Source organism: Vibrio sp. MMH1-50 (assembly GCF_022347645.1).
Lineage (GTDB): Bacteria > Pseudomonadota > Gammaproteobacteria > Enterobacterales > Vibrionaceae > Vibrio > Vibrio harveyi.
On record NZ_JAKRGG010000031.1, the window covers coordinates 44483 to 66120 of the forward strand.

Consider the following 21638-nt stretch of genomic DNA (forward strand, 5'->3'; position numbering starts at 1 on the left):
TTTGCGGGGCTTCGGTATTAAAAAGAGTGGGAGGATTACATCACCTCATCTCTCACTAGCTCAGCTAGGGTCGCTAAGCGTTGTTCACTCTGTTTTACGTATGGGTTGGCTTCATCCCATGCGTAACCCGCAAGAATCGCGCTGATCATCTGTTTGATACGTGGATTGGGGTTTTGGTAGAAGATAACATCTTGCAACATGCCGTTGTACCAACCTTCCACGTAAGTACGGAAAGTATTGACGCCCACCATTAAGCGATCAGCATAATCAGATTGCCAATCGACCGTTTCACCATTTAGCTGGCGTTCAATGCAGTCTGCTGCAAATTGTGCTGACTTCATGGCAATAGTCACGCCTGAAGAGAAGACAGGGTCAAGAAACTCACCAGCATTACCAAGCAACGCATAGTGTGGTGTCGCTAAGTGTTTTACGTTCGCTGAATAGCCACCCAGCTCACCAGCAGGATTTGGGTACTGAGCTTGGTTAAGGAGCTGCGCAAGCCCTGGTTCTTCACTTGCTAACTGCTTAAGAGCGGCAATCTTATCCTCGGGATAGTTTTCAAAGAACGTCGGTTCGCCAACCACACCAAATGAGCAAGTACCATTTGAGAACGGGATCAACCAATACCACACATCATGATTTTCAGGATGCACAGAGATCAGGATCTTGTTGCGATCGTATTCAATCCCTTCTGCAGTAATGTTGTCTTCAATGTGCGTAAAAATTGCTTTTCTTGGTGGCAGGCATGAAGGCTCTTCTAGCGCGAGCAAACGAGGAAGAACGCGACCAAAACCACTAGCATCTAGCACGTAATCGGCTTCAATTTGGTAAGCTTGTTTGTCAGCGTCAAGCACATTAAGAATCGACTTGGCACCTTCAAAGTCGATGCTTGTCAGTTCGTGCTGGTAACGAATTTCAACACCTTGCTCCACTGCACTGTCTGCCAGTACTTTATCGAAGTTACCGCGTTGAACTTGGTAAGTGGTACCCGGTCCTGCAGTGAATTTGTCGGTGAAATCAAATTGGGTATAAACGCCATTGCGACGAAACGCAGCACCATCTTTGTACTGGAATCCATATTGGTTCACCGCTTCCAACATACCGGCTTGCTCTACCACTTCCATGCAGGCAGGAAGAAGGCTTTCACCGATCGAAAAACGTGGGAACAACGCTTTCTCAATCACAACGACATTAATTCCGCGCATATTGAGCAATGCTGAAACGGTAGAACCTGAAGGTCCTGCACCAACGACGACGACTTGCTTTTGTTCTTTTATCATTCTGCTTTCTAGTTTGCTTGTAGTTTTAATAATGTATGACCGAGACCAATGTTGTCGGTTCTTTCTGTCACGACTAAGCCTGCCGCTTCGACAATTTCCAGGAAGTCATCGCTGCGGTAGAAACGACTGTTGCCGTTTGCTAAACAGGTAAAGTAAAGCGAGGTCGCATTCAAGCTATAAGAAGCTCCCGCGTATTTTTGTGCATCCCAGAACAGTTCTAAGATATACACCGTATCGCCTTCTCGAAGCTGCGCTTTCACTTTCTTAAGAATATTGAGAATTTCGATTGGTGAGAAGCAATCAAGGAATTGACTCATCCACCAGATATCAGCGTGCTCAGGTAACACTTGAGCTTTATCCAGCATGTTGGCTGGGAATGGAGTGATGCGCTCACTCAGTTGATTTTCCTTGGCATTTGCCATTGCAACTTCTAGCTGCTGAGGAAGATCAACAATCGTAATATTCACATCTTGATCGTGGTTACAGCACTGCATTGCCCACTTACCAGTATTGCCACCAATGTCCACAATGTGACTTGGTTTATTAGCAAATACTTCTTTAAGTAATAGTGGGAAAGAGCGATCAGAGTAAAAGTGGTCAAACTTGAACCAGCTTTGTTTCGCTTGTTCTGGCAATGTTGATAACCCTTGGTAAATGGTTTCCCAATCACCAAGTTCTTTAAGACCTGACGGCTTGCCTTCTTTGATCGCATCCGTTAGGTGCATCATAGCGGCGTAACAAACATCGGCAGTGAAATCCATGTTTGCTTGCGTCATGCCATCATAAAGTAAGTAAAAGCCTAGGTTAGCCAAGGAATAGTTAGGTTTTTCCCACAAAACAATGTGCGCACTAATGGCCATATCCAACAATACTTTCACGCCGTATTCAGACACACCCGTTTTTTCTGCAATTTCTACAGCGTTCATACCCTTTGAGCCTGCACTGTCGAGCGCGGCTAAGATACCAAGTTCTCTTAATGTTCTCGCAGTGTGGAAAACAATAGGGGCAAAAGATAATTTTTGAGCTTCTGTTTTAGCTTCAAAAGCGTTGAAAGGATCAATATTTTGATTTAACACGAAAAAACCTAACTTCAATTAATATAATTATTACTGGGACTCTGCGCCTAAAAGTGCAAGCGCGCGTTGAATATCAACATTTAAGTTGTTCACCCAACGGTTGTAATTACGATGGATTTTGCCATCACTTGCTTTTAGATTTACTGAGTTGAGATAAATAATTGAATAATATTTGTTGCTATATGGAATTTTTACTTCCGCAAAGTGACTACGAACGTTGATTTTTGCAATTAATACACCTGGGCTTGTTTCTTCAATCGTCCAACCGCGATTAGTTGCTGATTGAACAATCGCCGCTTTTACTTGTTTATTTTGAAGATCATAAGCAACTGGAGTATCCTCCACATTCAATACAGGTTGCACTCGACCACAACCGACAAGAAGCAAAGTTAATAGCACTGATATAAACAGCTTTAAACGTGACATGATAATTTCCTTTATTATGGTTTCTGCTGAAGCTTAAATTGTATCGAGCGGTAAAATAAAGCAATTTAATCAAATATGCCAAACTCCAAGATCAAAATTTCGTTTAATATCGACGCTTGGTCAGCTAACTCTCAAGGGCTTAGTCAAGTCGATGAGTGGAAACAATGGACCTCTACCGGTCAGTGGCCAGAAGAAGGCAAACTGAACGTATCTGATATCCCACCTATGATGCGCAGACGTATGAGCCAACTGAGTAAGTTAGCGGTTCAAACGGCGATTGAGTTGCTCAAGCAGCACGATGTTGACTACCTTGTTTTCTCTAGCCGTCATGGTGAACTTCATCGCAGTGTGGCGTTGGTAGAAGACATCCTCAAGGGTGAAGCAGCTTCGCCTATGGCATTCTCTCAGTCTGTGCATAATACCGCAGCGGGGCTTGCGACCATCGCAACTAAACAGCCGATCCCTCTCACCTCTATCGCAGCTGCTGAAAATACCTTCCAAAGCGCGTTAATCGAAGCGTGGCTATTCCTGTATGACAACCCTGACAAGAAAGTTCTGATTGTCGATTTTGATGAGCCACTCCCAGAGTCATATTCTGAGTTTGAAACGCACGATTACCATGGATATGGTTTAGGTCTGGTGCTTTCTCATGGCGATACTTTTAGCGTACAAGCAACAACCGAGAAAACAGACGAAGATGCCTTTCCGCAAGGGCTTAGCTTTATTCAGCACTTTTTATCATCAGCAAACAATTGGACGATTCATTCGCCTCAACAATCATGGGAATGGCGTCGTCAATGAGAATATTGAATCAATATTGGCGAGTATTCGCGACAGGATTTTGTTTCTCGGTTTTTGGTTTAGGTGGCTTGGCACTCAGCTTTATCGTCATTCCACTTATTCACCTAACTACATCGGATATAAAACAGAGAGAATATAAAGTTCAAGGGGCGATTCAATATTCTTTCAACACTTTTTGTAATTTGATGAAGCTTTGCGGCGCAATTGATTACCAAATCATTGGTGCCGACATTCTTCAACAAGATAAAAACTGTCTCATAGTTGCGAACCACCCAAGTTTAATTGATTACGTTTTGATCGCATCCCAATTAAAGCGCTGCGACTGTTTAGTTAAGTCCGCAATTTGGGCAAACCCATTTATGAAGCACATTGTTAAGGCTGCAGGTTATATACCCAACGAAGCACCTGATGATTTATTAGCAATGTGTGAAGAAAGATTTGACGATGGTAACGTTTTGCTTATTTTTCCTGAAGGCACAAGAACCACTCCAGGTGTAAAATCGAAATTACAAAGAGGCGCTGCGCAAATAGCGGTTAGAACCGAGCGAGATTTGCGTGTCGTACATATTACGGTCACGCCAAGCTTCCTGACAAAAGAGAAAAAATGGTATCAAGTTCCAAAGACAAAACCATTTTTCAAGGTTGAAGTTAAGGATAAAGTTGAGATTGAGCCTTTTATAAAGCAAACTACGTCCCCAACGATAGCGGCTCGTCGCTTACAACAGCATTTGGCTGAAACTATATTTCCAGAAAATTCGTAATTATAAGCAGGTCCCAGTGGAACAATTACACAACGATATCAAGCAACTTATTATTGACGCTCTAAACCTAGAAGATTTAACCGTCGACGATATTGAAACAGAAGCACCACTTTTTGGTGATGGTCTTGGCTTGGATTCTATCGATGCCCTTGAACTTGGATTAGCAATTAAAAAGCAATACAACATTGTCATTGATGCAGACGATTCGAACACTCGTGAGCACTTCGCTTCTGTAGCTAACCTTGCGAAGTACATTTCTTCTCAAACCTCTTCTTAAGATAATGAATAGTTTTTAGGTATATTCATGACAGACGTAAATAAAGATCAAGTATTTGAACAAGTTAAAGATGCGCTTGTGGAGCTATTCGAAATTGAAGCTGAAGACATTCAGCCAGAAGCCCATCTTTACACCGATCTAGACCTAGACAGCATTGATGCCGTAGACCTTGTTGTACACCTACAAAATGTCACTGGCAAAAAGATCAAACCAGCAGAATTCAGCACAGTTCGTACTGTCGATGACGTGGTTAATGCAGTAACTGAACTTCTCAAGGAAAGTTAATGCGCCAATTGCTGACGGTTTTGTCTGCAATTGTATTATTTGCCTACCCCTTCGCGGTTTACTTCGGTATCGACCGATTTGGTTTAAATCTGGTTGGTGGCTTATTGGTTGCAGCGTTGCTTTTGCGGTTACTCGCTGCAAACAAAACACCACTCAAAGAGTTTAAGTTCCTTGCGATCACCACGGGCGTTGTGGGTATTGTCTTAGTCACCTTAGGTGTTGTTTTTAAGCAGCACGGGTGGCTAAAGTTCTACCCTGTTGTCGTCAACCTTTGCATGCTTGGCGTGTTCTCACTGAGCTTGAAGCAACCGCAAACCATCATCGAGAGACTGGCTCGCCTTCAAGAGCCTGAACTTCCTCAAAGTGGCGTGATCTACACACGAAAAGTTACGATCGTGTGGTGTGGATTCTTTATCTTGAATGCATCGGTAGCACTGTATACCTGTTTTCAACCTATCGAAATCTGGACGCTGTACAACGGCTTAATCAGTTATTTACTCGCTGGTAGCTTGTTCGCTGGTGAATGGATAGTGCGTCAATTTGTACGAAAGGAACATTAAATCGTATGAACACAAGTTCGTTAAACTTCTCCTCTATTGCGACCTTAATGACAGCCAATAGAGAGGCACAATCCACGATTGCGTATGACAGAAACCAAACCATGACGTGGGAGTCTTTTCAGCATAACGTCGCCAGTTTGCGAGCAACGTTAGAAGCGCTTGATGCCCAACGAATCGCGCTCTGTTTTGGCAACAGCTACCTTTTTGCGCTCAGTTTCTTTGCTTGTTGCCATGCTGGAAAATCCATCGTCCTTCCCGGCAATTACCAACCTGAAGCTTTAAAAGAGCTCGACGAGCACTTCGATCTTGTATTGCACGACACTGAAGTGATGATTCCGACAGGGCTCTCAGCTTTGCACGTGAATACAAGTTTCGATTCTCTCATTTGTGAATGGCAAGCCTTGCCACTTGCGAATATCAACGTCACGCTGTTTACCTCAGGTTCAAGCGGTAAACCAAAAGCGATCAGAAAAACACTCAAACAACTGGATGTGGAAGTCGCCATTCTTGACGGCTTATGGGGAGACAAACTGGAAGGTTCTCATATCGAGAGCACAGTATCTCACCAACATATCTACGGATTGCTATTCCGCGTTCTCTGGCCATTGTGCTCTGGGCGCCCTTTTGCCGCTCATAACTTAGAATTTCCAGAGCAGATGGTGCATTTTGCCTCTACAGAGACAACATTGATCAGTAGCCCTGCATTACTTAAACGCCTGACAGAAGAGCATCAACCATCGGCGTTACGCTGCGTTTTTTCTTCTGGAGGTCCTTTAGCTAATGATGCTGCCAATCACAGCCAGCAATTGTTTGGTGATTACCCATTAGAGGTCTTCGGAAGTACCGAAACGGGTGGTATCGCTTATCGACAGCAACTATCTGCTACCCAACCTTGGACTCTTTTCCCCGGTGTTGAAGCCGCTCTAAATCATGAAAACTGTTTAAAGCTTCGCTCCCCCCACATTGATGAAAACGCGTGGTATCAAACTGCAGATGAATGCTATTTCCATGATAGTATTTCCTTCGAACTACGCGGTCGCACCGACAGAATCGTCAAAGTTGAAGAAAAGCGCGTTTCGTTGGTCGAAGTCGAGAAGCGTTTAGAACAATTGCCGTGGGTAAAAGAAAGTGCCGTCATCCCGATGGAAGATGCCGGTCGGCTGTCTCTATTTGCAGTGATAGTCTTGACCAACGAAGGCGATCAAACACTGCAAGAACTCGGGAAAGGTAAGTTCTGGTTAGCGCTAAGAAAAGCCTTGCGTAGTTGGTTAGAGCCGATTGCTATTCCAAGAAAATTCCGCGTTTTAGACGAGATTCCGCTCAATAGCCAAGGCAAGCGCCAGATCGCTGAAATAGAAAAACTGTTCCAAGAATAAAAGAACTCATCATGGACAAAAGAAAACCAACGCTCAAACAGGTTGATATCGACAATCACATCGCGACGATTAAAATGCGTGTCGATGCCGACATCTTGGATTTCCAAGGTCACTTTACCCATTTCCCATTGTTGCCAGGCGTAACACAAATCGATTGGGCGCTGTTTTATGCGGTCGAATACTTGAACACACCAACACTGTTCAAAGGCATGGAAGTCATCAAATTCCAAGAACCTATCCTACCGGATATGTGCGTTAGTCTTACGCTTTCTTGGGATGCAGAGCGTGAAAAACTGGCATTTAAGTACACGTCGATCTCGGGCGAGCAAACCGTAGTTCATTCTTCAGGCAAAATGAAGCTAGGGAATTAACGTGACAAGCGCAAGCAACGAGAACCAATACCACCCTTGTTTTCTTATTCCATGCTACAACCATGGCAGCACGATTGCGGCTGTAGTTGAGTCGTTGTCTGTTTTTTCCCTGCCAGTTTTAGTCGTTGATGACGGCAGTAATGAAGAGACAAAACGTGCTCTAGATGCTTTAGCAAATGAAGAGAAAATCACCTTGATTCGCCTTTCAGAAAACCAAGGTAAAGGTGGCGCAGTAATGGCTGGTATTAAGCAAGCGCTGCTACAAGGGTTCTCTCATGCAATTCAGATAGATGCCGATGGGCAACACGACCTTGAGGCTGTGCCAACGTTATTGCAGGCTTCGCAGGCTAACCCAGACAGACTGATTTCTGGACAACCGGTTTACGACGAAAGTGTACCTAAATCACGTCTCTACGGACGATACGCGACCCATGTTTGGGTGTGGATTGAGACACTATCGCTTTCTATCAAAGACAGCATGTGTGGCTTTCGAGCTTACCCTCTTACCCAGACTGTGGACGTACTCAACAAGTACGACATTGGTAAGCGCATGGACTTCGACATTGAGATCTTAGTTCGTATGTATTGGGAAGGCACCGATATTGATTTCGTACCAACACGCGTGATTTACCCTGAAGGTGGCATTTCTCATTTTGATGCACTTTGGGATAACGTAAAAATCAGTTGGATGCACACACGTTTGTTCTTTGGCATGTTGCCTCGCATCCCTTCATTGCTGGCTCGTAAGCACAAGCGTGCAAACGAATCCAAGCAAGCAACATCTCGCGACGCTCATTGGTCAAAGCGAAAAGAACAAGGCACCGTGTTGGGTATCAAAACCCTATTAGCCGTTTATCGAGTATTTGGACGCAAAGTTTTTGACCTCATTTTGAAGCTCGTAATGCGTTACTACCATCTAACAGGTAAGTCTGCTCGACAAGCTTCTGAGATCTACTTAGATCAATTGCAACAACACGCGAAACAACAGAACATCACCCTACCTCAACCTTTGGACAGCTATCAGCACCTGCTGTCATTTGGGCGAACCATGCTTGATAAGTTGGCAGCTTGGCAAGGTGATTTCAGTGTGGACAATCTTACCATTCATGGTCAGCACCACTTCGAAGAGATGGCTGAAAAACAACAAGGCGTGGTCATTCTTGGTTCCCACCTTGGTAACATCGAATTGTGTAGAGCGCTTGGTCGCCGACATTCACACGTGAAAATCAATGCATTGGTGTTCACCGAGCACGCCGAGCAATTTAATGCCGTGATGAAGGCCGTCAACCCAAGCTCCGAGCTTAACCTTATCCAAGTGAGTTCGATGGGACCCGATACCGCCATTTTGCTTCAACAAAAAATAGAGCAAGGTGAATGGGTGGTGATTGTTGGCGATCGCACTTCCACCAGCGTTGAAAGCCGCGTCGTTTGGGCGGACTTTTTAGGCAAGCCAGCGCCCTTCCCACAGGGACCATTTATGTTGGCTTCAGTGTTGAAAGCTCCAGTTTATCTGCTGTTTGGTCTACGAGACGATAACGCCGAAACGCCGCACTTTAACGTATATTTTGAACATTTTAGTGATCAAATCGTCTTACCACGTAAGAGTCGCCAAGAAGCGCTGGACAACGTGGTGCAGCAATATGCGCAACGATTAGAACATCACACACTGCAAGCTCCATTGCAGTGGTACAACTTTTTTAATTTCTGGACTTTAAGTAATCAGCAACATGACAATGAACAATAATCAAAGCATCACCTTTGGTGCAGAACGCCTTTCGATTGAAGATGTCGTCGCGATTGCACATGGTGCAAAAGCAAACATGAATGCGTCACCGGAATTCACATCGAAGATTGATCGCGGTGTGGCATTCCTAGAAAAATTACTTAAAGAAGAAGGCGTAATTTACGGCGTAACCACTGGGTATGGCGACTCTTGCACTGTTGCAATCCCACCAGCATTGGTCGATGAATTACCCCTTCACCTCACTCGCTTTCATGGTTGTGGTTTAGGCGAGATCTTGTCTCATGAGCAAGCAAGAGCCGTGCTGGCAACTCGCCTATGTTCTCTATCACAGGGGGTTTCTGGTGTTTCGCATGATCTATTGAACCAAATCGTCAACCTGATCAACCACGACATTGCACCACGCATCCCGCAGGAAGGCTCGGTTGGCGCTAGTGGCGACTTAACACCACTGTCTTACCTTGCTGCGGCGCTTATTGGTGAGCGCGATGTGCTTTACAAAGGTGAAGTACGCCCAACTCTTGATGTATTTACTGAACTTGGCATTACTCCAATTACGCTCAAACCAAAAGAAGGTTTGGCGCTGATGAATGGCACATCCGTGATGACTGCTCTGGCGTGTATTGCTTACAAACGCGCAGAATACCTTGCTCAGTTGTGCACTAAGGTCACGGCGATGGTATCGGTAGGTATGCAGGGCAATGATTTCCACTTTGATGAAGCCCTCTTCGCAGTGAAACCTCATCCAGGTCAACAACAAGTTGCGGCATGGCTACGTAACGACCTTAAAGCGGAACGCCCACCACGCAACAGTGACCGCCTGCAAGATCGTTACTCTCTGCGTTGTGCTCCACACGTGATCGGTATGGTTCAAGATTCTCTTCCTTGGTTGCGTCAATTGATCGAGAACGAGCTTAACAGCGCAAACGACAACCCAATCATCGATGGCGACAACGAACGCGTGCTGCATGGTGGACACTTCTACGGCGGTCATATTGCAATGGCGATGGACACACTGAAAACAAACATCGCGAACCTAGCGGATCTACTGGATCGTCAGATGGCTCAGTTAATGGACTACAAGTTCAACAATGGTCTGCCATTCAACCTGACGGGTGCGGAAGGCGAACGTAAGCCAATCAACCATGGCTTTAAAGCGGTGCAAATTGGTATTTCAGCTTGGACAGCAGAAGCGCTAAAACACACCATGCCTGCAAGCGTGTTCTCACGCTCAACAGAGTGTCACAACCAAGACAAAGTGAGCATGGGTACGATTGCAGCTCGCGACTGTATGCGCGTTCTTGAGCTGACAGAACAAGTCGCAGCGGCATCTTTGCTGGCGAGTGTTCAAGCGGTAGAGATTCGTCGCCGCCATAATGAGCTAGACGAACACCACATGAGCAGTAACTTGAAGATGATTCGCGATGCGGTATTGGAAGAGTTCGAGTTTGTTGTCGAAGACCGTCCACTAGAGCACGATCTACGTAACTTCATCGCTAAAATCCAACAACGTCACTGGTTGTTGTACGCGGAGGCGTAATGCAAGAACAAGTCCTTTACCCGCTAGAAACCGAGGTGACAATGGTCACCTCATTTCAGGATGCTGATCCGATGGGCGTCATCTATCACGGTAACTTCTTTCGTTACTTCGAAGAAGCACGCCGAGTGCTAATGGAGAAGATTGAGTACAGCTACCGTGATATGCAAGCGTCGGGCTACATGTGGCCAATCATCGACACCCGCGTGAAGTATGTAAAGGCAATCCCATTCAACCACGAGATTCGCATTACCGCGACGCTCACTGAGTGGGAAAACCGCTTGCGCGTAGACTACGTGATTTATGATGCCAAAACCGATCAGCGCATGTGTAAAGCTCATACCACACAAGTGGCAGTTTCTATCGAAAAACAAGAAATGTGCTTTGTTTCTCCTGCCGCTTTTCTAGATAAAGTAGAGCAGTGGCATAAGTGTGGGAGCCTATCTTAATGCGCAAATCCTTGTTCTCTTTATTTGTGTCTATGGCTCTGCTCGTATCATTCTCGACTCCGAGCTTGGCAAAAGTGGTGGATCTCGACTCATTGCAGGCGCAGTTGTCACAAAACGAAGTAGTCCGCGGCGATTTTAAACAAAGCCGTCACCTAGAGATGTTTAATCAACCGCTTACTTCAACAGGCATTTTTACTCTCAGCAAATCGCACGGTTTACTTTGGCAACAGCAGATCCCATTTGCCGTAAACTTGGTTTTAACTCAAGACAAGTTACGCCAGACCTTTGCTAACCAAGCGCCAAAAACCATCACCGCACAAGAAAACCCAATGGCATTCTATTTTAGCCATGTATTTCTATCAGTTTTCCATGGTGATACCGCAGCATTGAAAGAACAGTTTACGCTGGACTTTTCTGCTCAAGATAGTGGTCAATGGCAATTGGTTCTCACTCCAAAACGAGCGCCACTTAACGCGGTGTTTAAAGCCATCACGCTCTCTGGTAACACTCATATTGACCAATTAATGCTAGAAGAACTGCGCGGAGACAAAACAGAGATTGAGTTTACTCAACAAGCGTCTTTGCCAAAGGAATTAACGGATGCAGAAAAGGCTCAATTTGATTTCTAAATTCCGTCTAGGTTCATACGCATTGGCTTGGCTTTGGTTAAGCTTAGTTGTGATCGCAAGCGCTCTGCTATTAAAACAATGGGTGGGGAGCGAACACTCGCCGATTGAAACCAACATCCTAAAACTGCTGCCTGAAAATCAGCAAAATCCAATCGCAGAGCAAGCGTTTGAAGCAGTCTCCACCAGTATGAGTGATCAAGTCATCTTTGTACTGACCGCTGCCGACAAAACACAATTGTTAAAAGCCGCTGGCGCATTTGAAAAAGGGTTAAGAGAAACCCAACAGTTTACCAATGTCGTCGGGAAAATATCACCTGACGCTCAACAAGTTTGGGCAAGCTACTACTTCAATCATCGTTTCCAGCAACTGACTCAAGCACAACGAGAGCGACTAAGCCAAGACCCACAAGCTCAAGTGCAATATGTGGTTCAATCCCTTTACAACCCGTTTTCGGGCGTAACAGGTCAAGAGCTACAAAACGATCCGTTCTTACTGTTTCGTGATTACTTAAGCCAAGTCACGCAGCAAACATCAGCGTTTAGACTCGATAATGGCTACTTGTCTGTCGAAAAAGATGGTCAACAATACCTCTTAATCACTGCGACACTCAGTGGTTCTCCATACGCTCTCTCGACTCAAAGTGTCGTTCCAAAAATCGAACAGCTAGAGCAATCCATCGCCGCACAGTTTGGTGCTAAAACTGCGCATACCGGCGTACTGTTTTACGCAGACTTTGGCACTCAGAGTGCGAAATCAGAAATCAGCACTATTGGCGTGTTCTCTTTATTGGGCATCGTCGTGTTGTTCTTGGTTGTGTTCCGCAGTTTAATGCCGCTCTCTTTAGCGCTGTTATCCATTTCGGTTGGCTTGCTGATTGCTCTTAGCGTCACCACTTGGGTATTTGGCAAAGTCCATCTATTCAGTTTGGTCTTCGGTGCAAGCTTGATTGGCGTTTCAATAGATTACGCTTTCCATTATCTGACTGAACGTTTATCTGAAGGCAGCCAGTGGGACAGTCGAAAAGGTCTCAAACATATTTTTGCTGCCATCACTTTAGGTCTAATCACTAGCTTGATTGGCTATTTAGGCATGTTGATTGCGCCTTTCCCAGGCTTGCAGCAACTTGCCCTCTTCTCCTCTATCGGACTGATTGCCGCTTACGCAACCGTAGTGGCTTGGTACCCGATTCTCGCAGTGAAACCTTCTCGCAATGCGGTGAAAGTACCGGGTCATCGGTTGTTTTCTGCATGGTTATCTGTGTGGCAACGTCCTAGCGTGAAAGTTGGGCTGCCGCTTACCTGTCTTATCATCAGTGGCTATTTTCTCACTCAGTTGAAGTACGACGATGACATTCGCCAATTGCAAGCCATGCCAGAAACGCTAAAGCAGCAAGAGGCTTTGATTACAAAAGTCAGTGGAATGCAGGCTTCTCAGCAAATGCTTGTGGTCACCACCGACACGGATCAATCTCTGCTTCAACGACTAGAGCAACTTGACCCCACGCTACAGCAATGGCAACAAACCAACATCATTGAAGGCTATCAAAGTTTGAGTAAGTATCTGGGCTCAATCGAACGCCAACAAAGTGATTTTGCTCTGATAGCGAATCTGTACCAAACGCAAGCTTCTGCTTTAGCATCAGGCTTACAACTGGCACACAAGCCAAAACTGATAAACACCCTTGTGCCAGTCAGTTTGCCAGACTATCTAAACAATCCGGTGTCCGAACCAATTCGCTTCCTCTACTTGGGAGAAATCGAAGGTCAATCGGCAGCGGTCATCACGTTAAACAAGTTGAACGACCCAGAAATTGTAAAAGCATTTGCGCAGTCTCAACCAGATATCAGTTACTTAAACAAAGCCGAAGAGATCTCGACATTATTTGGCGAGTACCGCGTTAAAATCATGGAGCTGTTATTTGCTGCTGCCACGATTATTTTTACCGTTCTAGTCAAACGCTACGGCTTTCACCACGGTTGGCGTATTTTACTCCCTTCAGCAATTGCTTGTATTGGAGGTCTCGCTGCCGCGGTTGCTGCTGGCTCGACACTCAACTTATTTAACTTGTTAGGCTTGATCCTGATCTTGGGAATCGGTATCGACTACACCCTATTTTTTGCTGAGAAAGCACGCAGTTTGAGCACTCTTCTCGCGATTACGCTCTCTGCCATCACAACGGTATTGTCTTTTGGGTTACTCTCTCTCAGTCAAACCCATGCGATTCATAGCTTTGGTGTGACCGTTTTAAGCGGCATTTTCATCGCTTGGCTACTCTCGCCGATTGCTATTATGACTAAGGAAAAATCACAATGAGCACTTCCACTTCCGTGCGTATTTTCATCACAATGATTTTTGTAACTGCGCTCAGTGCTTGCAGCTTAGTACCCAAACAATCAACGCCTAGCGTCGAAATAGAAAAAGGCGTCTCTGTCGCGCTCCCTGCCCCGAACGATCTCGGTTATCACCTCACAGCAAGCCAGTTGATTACTGCAACTTGGACCGCAGAAGGAAAAGAGAGACAAGAACAACTGCCAGTGCAATTACAAGTGAACAGCAACGATGTAACACTAGCTGGCTTTTCCTCTTGGGGTACCCGAATTTTATCCCTCAACTACAATGGTGAGCAGATAAATGCAGAAATTTTAACCGGTCTCGATGGCACGTTGCCAGAACCGGAGCAAGTACTATTCAACCTAATGATCACGCTGTGGCCGAGTTCTGCTTGGGAAGCGCCGCTAAATAAGGTAAGGTGGCGAATGATTGATGATGAATATTCTAGAGCCGTGTTTAATAGCGACGGTGAAAAGATCATAGACATCCGCTATGAGAATCACGACAAACTGAAAGGTAAGATTAGCTTTAATCACCTTCAGCATCCGTTTTCGATTTCTATTCAAACACTGCAGTATCAATTAAATTAAGAACGATCCTAATACAACACTATGTCTACTCGCTCTCCTCAACCTTTGTATATTCAGGCCTGCGGCTTTCATTCCGCGATGGGTAACGATGATGCAAGCATTCATCAATGTCTATCAGGTTCTAAGCCATCGAACATGGTCGTGGATAAAACCATTCTGAATAACGATCGAGAAACCGTTATTGGACGCGTCTTAGAACCATTACCAACGCTTCCGCAGGCGTTGCATTCGTTTGATTCTAGAAACAACCGACTCGCACTCTCTGCCATTTTGCAGATCGAACCCAAAGTCCGCGAAGCCATTAGCCAATATGGCTCAGACCGCATTGCCGTGGTGATCGGGACCAGCACCTCCGGCATTGCAGATGGTGAAATTGCCTTTGCAGAAAAGCTCTCAGATGATGCGTTCCCAGACGATTACCATTACCGTAAGCAAGAGCTTGGTCATTGCAGTGACTTTGTCGCCGCGTATTTTGGACTGACCGGTCCTCATTACGCCGTATCGACAGCTTGCTCTTCCAGTGGACGCGTATTTATCACCGCTCAACGTCTTTTAAAATCGGGGCTAGTCGATGCCGTGATTGTTGGTGGTGTCGACACCATATGTCGCCTGACCTTAAATGGCTTTAGTGGTCTAGAAGCCCTGTCAGACAAACACTGCTTACCATTCGATGCAGATCGTTCGGGTATTAATATCGGAGAAGCCGCGTCCATCATGCTATTGAGCCACACGCCAGCCAAAGTGGCGTTGTTAGGCGCAGGAGACAGCTCTGACGCACACCATATCTCTGCACCACACCCAGAGGGACTAGGTGCAGAAGAGGCCATGAACAAAGCCCTTTCAAACGCTGGCTTAACGGCTGAAGATATTGGTTACATCAATGCGCATGGAACCGCGACCCCATTGAACGATTCGATGGAAAGCAAAGCCATTTTCCGCTGCTTTGGCGATGCTGTATCAGTGAGCTCAACCAAACCGTTAACCGGTCATACTCTAGGTGCCGCCAGCGCAACTGAAGCGGCAATCGCATGGCATATTTTGAATTACGATCTCGATCTCCCCGTCCAGCATTGCGCAAACAAAGCGGAAGATATCGAAATCTCCCTCGTTGAAGCACCATCAAAACTTGGTGGAAAAGCGATTTTAAGCAACTCTTTTGCTTTCGGCGGTAATAACGTTAGTCTTATTTTTGGTTACGCTCATGACTAAACTTCCCCCAATTGAACAACTGCTTCCGCACGATAGACCAATGATCTTGGTTGATCGTGCTATCGATATTCAACAAGACACCATCCATTGTCAGGTTGATATTGGCGAGCATAACCCTTTTTTCAACCGTGATACTCAAACGGTTCCGGCGTATGTCGGCATAGAGTTTATGGCACAGTCTGTTGCCGCTTGGTCTGGCTACCATGCCCTTATTCAAGGACAGGAGCCACCTATTGGGTTCTTATTAGGCAGTCGACGTTACACCTCTGAGTGCGATGCCTTTACTCAAGGTCAACAGCTCGACGTGTATGCCGAGAAAATGATGGAAGACAATGGCATGGCGGTGTTTTCTGCTCGCATGGAGTGGCAAGAAAAAACCATCGCTACCTGTCAGTTGAACGTATACGTTCCATCAGAAGAAAAATTAAAAGAAATGAAAATCAGGAGTCAACAATGACCCGACAAGTCCTCGTAACTGGTGCCAGTAAAGGCATTGGTAAAGCCATCGCCGTTCAACTTGCCAAAGACGGTTTCCACGTCGTCGTGCATTACATGGGCGATCAACAAGGCGCACAAAACACTTTAGAGACCATTGAACAACATGGTGGCTCGGGTCGTCTGATCCAGTTTGATATCAGCAACCGCGAAGAATGCCGTACTAAACTAGAAGCCGACATCGCAGAGCATGGTGCTTACTACGGTGTCGTCAACAATGCTGGCATCACTCGCGACACTGCTTTCCCAGCCATGACGGAAGAAGAATGGGATGGCGTGATTCATACCAACCTAGATAGTTTCTACAACGTACTGCACCCTTGCGTAATGCCAATGGTACAAAAACGCAAAGGCGGTCGTATTGTGACTCTCGCGTCGGTGTCTGGTCTGATGGGCAACCGTGGTCAAACCAACTACAGCGCGGCAAAAGCTGGCGTGATTGGTGCAACGAAATCTCTCGCGCTTGAACTCGCAAAACGTAAGATCACCGTGAACTGTGTGGCACCAGGTCTTATTGATACTGGCATGGTGGATGAGCACGTAAAAGAGCACGCGATGCCGCAAATCCCTCTTCGTCGCATGGGTGAACCAGAGGAAGTGGCTGGTCTGGTAAGCTACTTGATGTCTGATATCGCAGGTTATGTTACCCGCCAAGTTATCTCAGTAAATGGAGGCTTAGTATGAGTCGTCGAGTCGTTGTGACAGGTATGTCCGGTGTTACCGCCTTTGGTAACGATTGGTCAGCAGTAGAGCCTAAACTGCGCGACTGCCAGAACGCCACTCAATACATGCCTTCTTATGAGCAATATGATGGTTTGAACACCAAGCTTGCTGCACCTGTAACTGACTTCGAACTACCGAAGCATTACAAACGCAAACAAGTCCGCGGTATGGGTCGTGTCTCTAAGCTTGCGACTGTCGCAACAGAAAACGCGCTAAGCCAAGCTGGTCTGATTGGCAATGATGTTCTCACTAACGGTCAAACCGGTATCGCTTACGGCTCATCTACAGGCAGTACCGATGCCATTGGCGCATTTGGTGTAATGCTAAATGATAAAACCACCAAAGCGATTACCGCGACAACTTACGTACAAATGATGCCACACACGACTGCAGTTAACGTTGGTCTGTTCTTTGGCTTAAAAGGTCGCGTAATCCCAACCAGTAGCGCATGTACTTCTGGCAGCCAAGCGATTGGTTACGCCTACGAAGCCATTAAGCACGGTTACCAAACCGTGATGGTTGCAGGTGGCGCTGAAGAGCTTTGCCCAACAGAATCGGCTGTGTTTGATACCCTTTTCGCGACCAGTTTGAAAAACGACGCACCGAAAAGTACCCCAAGACCCTACGATACCGAGCGCGATGGCTTAGTAATTGGCGAAGGCGCAGGTACATTGGTTTTAGAAGAGTACGAACACGCAGTGGCTCGCGGCGCGGAAATCTATGCCGAGATCATTGGTTTTGCAAGCAACTGCGATGCTGCACACGTAACACAACCTCAAATGGAAACCATGCAAATCTGTATGGAGATGGCACTACAGAACGCAGGCATTTCGGCAGATCAAATCGATTATGTATCGGCGCACGGTACGGCGACTGACCGCGGCGACATTGCAGAAAGCAACGCCACGGCAAATGCACTCGGTAAAGTGCCAATCAGCTCATTGAAGAGCTACTTTGGTCATACCCTAGGTGCTTGTGGTGCTATCGAGGCGTGGCTAAGCCTAGAGATGATGCACGGAGGTTGGTTTAACCCGACCCTTAACCTAGAGAACCTAGACCCACAGTGTGGCGACCTAGATTACATCTCAGGACAAGGTCGCGAGCTCAATGTTGAATACCTAATGAGCAATAACTTTGCGTTTGGCGGTATCAACACCTCACTCATCTTTAAAAAGATCTAAACCCCTTTTAAACAAAAAGCGCTAGCTTCTTCTTATTAGCTAGCGCTTTTTTGTTCTATTCGTAAGCTACAGAACGGTGCTTACAGCGATAAATATCTGCTGAAACTGACGTTGGATTTTGTCCATCAGTTTCTATCACCTTCACCACGTGATATCGGTTACCACCCGCCATATAAACTTGGTTTGCAAGTTCCTCAAATAAGGAACCTTTTTGTTGCTCAGACACAACTTGGTTACCGATGACTTTACACTCATTGTTTTCCACCTCTGCAAATGAGATTGGCTGCACCTCATTGGCACCAGGCAATAGCATGGTCTTGGTTGCTTTAGCCACACTTACGCTCGGTGCCGATGGACAATGATACAACTCAGCAACCACACTGGAAGGACGACCACGACTGGTATCGAGCACGGTAGCAATGTGATAACGGTTACCTCCCGATGCGTATGTTTGATTCTTCAACATACGGTCAACGTTGTTAGGATGGATATCTTCAATCGTGTAAGAGTCCACCATCTGACAATTAAGATTTTTAATTGCTACGTCAGTAATCGGAGAAATATTGACAGCTTGTGGAAGCACACGAACTTTACGCGTGACACATCCACTTAAAATAGAAAGCACAACTGCGGTTAGAATTATTTTTTTCATGATTTACTAAATGAAATAGAAGAGAACCAAATTCTATGAAATGAGTCATTTTGGACAATCCAAAACGACAAAACCCCGACAACTCAGAGAGTTATCGGGGCTTTTGAATAAATGGCACGCCCTATAGGATTCGAACCTATGACCACATCCTTAGAAGGGACGTGCTCTATCCAGCTGAGCTAAGGGCGCGCTACAGGGACAGGATTATACGAGTTCAAGCGCTTAAATCAACGAGTTTTCATAACATTCTGATCTGAATGCCTAAAAAAAGGGCACCAAAAGGCTAAATGTTCAAAAACACCACAAAGCAAACGTTTGCGTATGGATGTTAAATAGATTTTCTGCGACAATGCGCCGCAAATAATTTGCCTTCTCAATTTAAAAGGAAAGTCATGACTGCTCAAAATATAGATGGAACTCTTATTTCCCAAACTGTTCGATCCGAAGTTGCAGCACGTGTGAAAGCTCGTATTGAAGCTGGTCTTCGCGCTCCTGGTCTTGCAGTTGTTCTAGTTGGTGAAGATCCAGCCTCTCAAGTATACGTTGGCAGTAAGCGCCGTGCGTGTGAGGAAGTTGGCTTTGTCTCTAAGTCTTTTGACCTTCCTGCGACAACGTCGGAAGAAGAATTGCTGGCTCTAATTGATGAGTTGAACAACGACGTAGAAATTGACGGTATTCTTGTTCAGTTACCTCTTCCTGCTGGCATCGATGCAACGCACGTTCTTGAGCGCATTCACCCAGAGAAAGACGTGGATGGCTTCCACCCTTACAACGTGGGTCGTCTAGCGCAGCGCATTCCTAAGCTTCGTTCTTGTACACCAAAAGGCATTATTACGCTTCTTGACCGTTACAACATAGAACTACGTGGCAAACACGCAGTTGTGGTTGGTGCATCAAACATTGTTGGTCGCCCAATGACTCTTGAGCTGCTTCTTGCTGGCTGCACAACAACGACTTGTCACCGCTTTACCAAAGACCTAGAAGGTCACGTTCGCCAAGCAGACCTTGTTGTAGTTGCGGTTGGTAAGCCGAACTTCATTCCTGGAGAGTGGATTAAGAAAGGCGCGGTTGTGGTTGATGTGGGTATCAACCGTCTTGAGTCAGGCAAACTAGTGGGTGACGTGGAATACGATAAAGCGCGTGAAAACGCGAGCTTCATTACCCCTGTACCAGGTGGTGTTGGTCCGATGACAGTGGCAAGCCTAATTGAGAACACAATGCTGGCATGCGAACAGTTCCACACCAAAAAGTAAGTGCGCCCCCGATGAAAAAAAGGCTCCAGTGGAGCCTTTTTTATTGGCTGTAACTCTAACCCCAGCCGTTAATAACAATATAACTCAATAGAGAGTGAGTATTTTTTGAACCACTTCTAAGTTCATTCAAACACAGCCAATACACAATTTAGTCGCGGTATAGTGGTTTTCATTTGTTTCTGTACAGCTAAATGCCATGCGAGAAAGAATACTGTTTGAAGGTCCGTCACCAAAACAAAACCTACCGGATTATGAGTTTTATGCGGAAGGTGGAAGCCCCAAATTTACTGATTTCATTTGCGATTTTATCGACCAACAGAAAGAGCAGCTCGAAGAGATCAATCTCGCGTTGTATTTATGCAATAACAAATTGATGCTGGAAAGTATGATTGGATCAGCGTTGAAGGCTGGAATTACATTGAATATCTTCTCTATTCCTTTAGAGGGCTACGATAAAACTCCGGCGCAATCTCCCACTTTCGCACCTAAGCTAAGCAAAAACAAAGCACTACAAAGTAAACAGAAAAAACCGTTCTCCAAAAAAGACATCGCCCAGTATTTATATGGCAGATTTGCCAAGTCTGAGAATCCAAAAATCAACTTGTACATCTGTGATCATATGTATGTCCGATCGAAGTATGTTAAGCCCTTCTCTCGAGGAAGAATGCCCTACTCTCTCCATATCAAACACCTATTTATTAAGTTCAAATCGGGGTCTAGTCACTCCATGGTCACGTCTTCAAATATGGCAGTCAGGGACTTAATTAAGCATGAGTTATTGGTTCATACGGAAAACTCAGAACACGATCATCAAAGGTGTCAGGAGTTTTTTGACCACTTAAAAATCAATAGCGAAAACATCAAACATTATGAGAAAAAACGAGGGTATAGCTATCAAGAAAAGGCACAAGAGAGATTGTCTTCCCCCTCATGGGATCAAGGCATCTACTTTACCGCTCACTTTTTAAATGAATCCAATACCATTGTTCAGGATAAAATTTATACCCTGATTCGCAATGCGAGAAAAAGGATCATTCTGTGTGCACAGCACATTAATGATCAGAACTTAATACCTAACCATCCCGATGTCGAACTGCGCGTCATTTCCCAAACCTATACGGATGAACACAAAATTAAAAAATCAGGTAAACACTACGTTTGCATCAACCAGCAGTTAGTGGAAACGCGGATACCTTCTAATACCACTAACTTTCTCCAGATGGTCAACTTCCTCAAACAAAGACCAAACACGGCGTATTACTTCAACACCTCTTTGCACGCTAAATTTATCGTCGTCGATGACACAATCATTATCTCCACGGGTAACCTGACAGAGACTCAATTTATTTACCGTTATGTTGCATCAATGAATCTCGTCAACATGCCTGATACCACCTACGAAGGGACACATTCCGAGATGAATGCCTACTATTTGAGTCGCAACAATCCAAAACTTGCCGATGAGCTTGTCACTTATTTTGAAGTATTAACTCAATGCCCTCTCACCCATCGCGCTTTCTGAGTCTGGCTTCTACTATACCCAAGTGACTTCAAGATGCAGGATTCAGAGCGTTGTCATTGATTCGAGAGTAAGGAAAACAACGCAGTGTAATAGCCAGCTCTTTCCAAGTTGT

The 21638-nt window shown here is 45.5% G+C and carries 23 protein-coding genes and 1 tRNA gene; 19 read left to right on the plus strand and 5 right to left on the minus strand.

What is annotated here, in order from left to right; all coding sequences use genetic code 11:
* Positions 1-35: 35 nt before the first annotated feature.
* From MHO32_RS19225 to MHO32_RS19235, 3 genes are read right to left on the minus strand one after another with little or no spacing between them, the layout of a single operon-like run.
* Complete coding sequence (locus MHO32_RS19225; protein WP_239213471.1) at positions 36-1280, minus strand: NAD(P)/FAD-dependent oxidoreductase; 1245 nt, start codon at positions 1278-1280, stop codon at positions 36-38.
* A gap of 8 nt (positions 1281-1288) precedes the next feature.
* Entirely contained in the window at positions 1289-2356 is a 1068-nt protein-coding gene (locus MHO32_RS19230; protein WP_009696050.1) for a class I SAM-dependent methyltransferase, read from the minus strand.
* A gap of 30 nt (positions 2357-2386) precedes the next feature.
* A complete protein-coding gene (locus tag MHO32_RS19235; protein ID WP_005446495.1) occupies positions 2387-2782 on the minus strand; it encodes a hypothetical protein in 396 nt (131 codons plus the stop codon).
* Between the two features lie 75 nt (positions 2783-2857).
* Between MHO32_RS19235 and MHO32_RS19240 the strand changes: the two genes are divergently transcribed.
* Genes MHO32_RS19240 through MHO32_RS19320 form a run of 17 tightly spaced genes read left to right on the plus strand, consistent with a single transcriptional unit; the run spans position 2858 to position 18099 of the window.
* On the plus strand, positions 2858-3583 hold the full coding sequence (locus MHO32_RS19240) for a beta-ketoacyl synthase chain length factor (protein ID WP_239213473.1): 726 nt from the start codon (positions 2858-2860) through the stop codon (positions 3581-3583).
* Positions 3580-4344, plus strand: a complete 765-nt coding sequence (locus MHO32_RS19245) for a lysophospholipid acyltransferase family protein (RefSeq protein WP_047513084.1) — start codon at positions 3580-3582, stop codon at positions 4342-4344. Before MHO32_RS19240 ends, MHO32_RS19245 begins: the two co-directional genes overlap by 4 nt.
* A gap of 16 nt (positions 4345-4360) precedes the next feature.
* Positions 4361-4621 (plus strand): phosphopantetheine-binding protein, encoded by a 261-nt coding sequence (locus tag MHO32_RS19250; protein WP_005446489.1) that lies wholly within the window; start codon positions 4361-4363, stop codon positions 4619-4621.
* Positions 4622-4648: 27 nt separating this feature from the next.
* Positions 4649-4906, plus strand: coding sequence for an acyl carrier protein (locus MHO32_RS19255; RefSeq protein ID WP_005446488.1), 258 nt, complete (start codon positions 4649-4651; stop codon positions 4904-4906).
* Positions 4906-5466: an intracellular septation A family protein gene (locus MHO32_RS19260; RefSeq protein ID WP_009700647.1), complete on the plus strand. Its 561-nt coding sequence runs from the start codon at positions 4906-4908 to the stop codon at positions 5464-5466. The genes MHO32_RS19255 and MHO32_RS19260 overlap by 1 nt, the downstream gene beginning before the upstream one ends.
* Positions 5467-5471: 5 nt before the next feature.
* Positions 5472-6842, plus strand: a complete 1371-nt coding sequence (locus tag MHO32_RS19265; RefSeq protein ID WP_239213475.1) for an AMP-binding protein — start codon at positions 5472-5474, stop codon at positions 6840-6842.
* Positions 6843-6853: 11 nt separating this feature from the next.
* Positions 6854-7213 (plus strand): ApeI family dehydratase, encoded by a 360-nt coding sequence (locus tag MHO32_RS19270; RefSeq protein ID WP_009700649.1) that lies wholly within the window; start codon positions 6854-6856, stop codon positions 7211-7213.
* Between the two features lies 1 nt (position 7214).
* Positions 7215-8957 carry a glycosyltransferase family 2 protein gene (locus MHO32_RS19275; RefSeq protein ID WP_239213477.1) on the plus strand — a complete coding sequence of 581 codons (1743 nt, stop codon included), beginning with the start codon at positions 7215-7217 and terminating at the stop codon, positions 8955-8957.
* Positions 8941-10494, plus strand: coding sequence for an HAL/PAL/TAL family ammonia-lyase (locus MHO32_RS19280; protein ID WP_050937791.1), 1554 nt, complete (start codon positions 8941-8943; stop codon positions 10492-10494). Before MHO32_RS19275 ends, MHO32_RS19280 begins: the two co-directional genes overlap by 17 nt.
* A complete protein-coding gene (locus MHO32_RS19285) occupies positions 10494-10940 on the plus strand; it encodes an acyl-CoA thioesterase (RefSeq protein WP_005446478.1) in 447 nt (148 codons plus the stop codon). Before MHO32_RS19280 ends, MHO32_RS19285 begins: the two co-directional genes overlap by 1 nt.
* A complete protein-coding gene (locus MHO32_RS19290) occupies positions 10940-11569 on the plus strand; it encodes a LolA family protein (protein ID WP_239213479.1) in 630 nt (209 codons plus the stop codon). The genes MHO32_RS19285 and MHO32_RS19290 overlap by 1 nt, the downstream gene beginning before the upstream one ends.
* Positions 11541-13883, plus strand: a complete 2343-nt coding sequence (locus tag MHO32_RS19295) for an MMPL family transporter (protein ID WP_239213481.1) — start codon at positions 11541-11543, stop codon at positions 13881-13883. The genes MHO32_RS19290 and MHO32_RS19295 overlap by 29 nt, the downstream gene beginning before the upstream one ends.
* Complete coding sequence (locus tag MHO32_RS19300; RefSeq protein ID WP_239213483.1) at positions 13880-14491, plus strand: DUF3261 domain-containing protein; 612 nt, start codon at positions 13880-13882, stop codon at positions 14489-14491. The genes MHO32_RS19295 and MHO32_RS19300 overlap by 4 nt, the downstream gene beginning before the upstream one ends.
* Before the next feature lie 21 nt (positions 14492-14512).
* Positions 14513-15700, plus strand: a complete 1188-nt coding sequence (locus MHO32_RS19305) for a beta-ketoacyl-[acyl-carrier-protein] synthase family protein (protein WP_239213485.1) — start codon at positions 14513-14515, stop codon at positions 15698-15700.
* A complete protein-coding gene (locus MHO32_RS19310) occupies positions 15693-16157 on the plus strand; it encodes a hotdog family protein (RefSeq protein ID WP_017188383.1) in 465 nt (154 codons plus the stop codon). The genes MHO32_RS19305 and MHO32_RS19310 overlap by 8 nt, the downstream gene beginning before the upstream one ends.
* On the plus strand, positions 16154-16879 hold the full coding sequence (gene fabG, locus MHO32_RS19315) for a 3-oxoacyl-ACP reductase FabG (RefSeq protein ID WP_029788652.1): 726 nt from the start codon (positions 16154-16156) through the stop codon (positions 16877-16879). The genes MHO32_RS19310 and fabG overlap by 4 nt, the downstream gene beginning before the upstream one ends.
* Positions 16876-18099: a beta-ketoacyl-ACP synthase gene (locus MHO32_RS19320; RefSeq protein ID WP_239213487.1), complete on the plus strand. Its 1224-nt coding sequence runs from the start codon at positions 16876-16878 to the stop codon at positions 18097-18099. Before fabG ends, MHO32_RS19320 begins: the two co-directional genes overlap by 4 nt.
* Positions 18100-18154: 55 nt before the next feature.
* Here the strand turns inward: MHO32_RS19320 and MHO32_RS19325 are convergent, their stop codons facing one another.
* Together MHO32_RS19325 and MHO32_RS19330 are read right to left on the minus strand one after the other, a co-directional pair.
* Positions 18155-18751, minus strand: coding sequence for a hypothetical protein (locus tag MHO32_RS19325; RefSeq protein WP_005446464.1), 597 nt, complete (start codon positions 18749-18751; stop codon positions 18155-18157).
* Positions 18752-18863: 112 nt separating this feature from the next.
* A tRNA-Arg gene (locus MHO32_RS19330) sits at positions 18864-18940 on the minus strand.
* Between the two features lie 203 nt (positions 18941-19143).
* Here MHO32_RS19330 and folD point away from each other — a divergent pair.
* Both folD and MHO32_RS19340 read left to right on the plus strand, forming a co-directional pair.
* Positions 19144-20004, plus strand: coding sequence for a bifunctional methylenetetrahydrofolate dehydrogenase/methenyltetrahydrofolate cyclohydrolase FolD (gene folD, locus MHO32_RS19335; RefSeq protein ID WP_009696037.1), 861 nt, complete (start codon positions 19144-19146; stop codon positions 20002-20004).
* Between the two features lie 196 nt (positions 20005-20200).
* A complete protein-coding gene (locus MHO32_RS19340) occupies positions 20201-21526 on the plus strand; it encodes a hypothetical protein (protein WP_239213489.1) in 1326 nt (441 codons plus the stop codon).
* Positions 21527-21638: the final 112 nt, after the last annotated feature.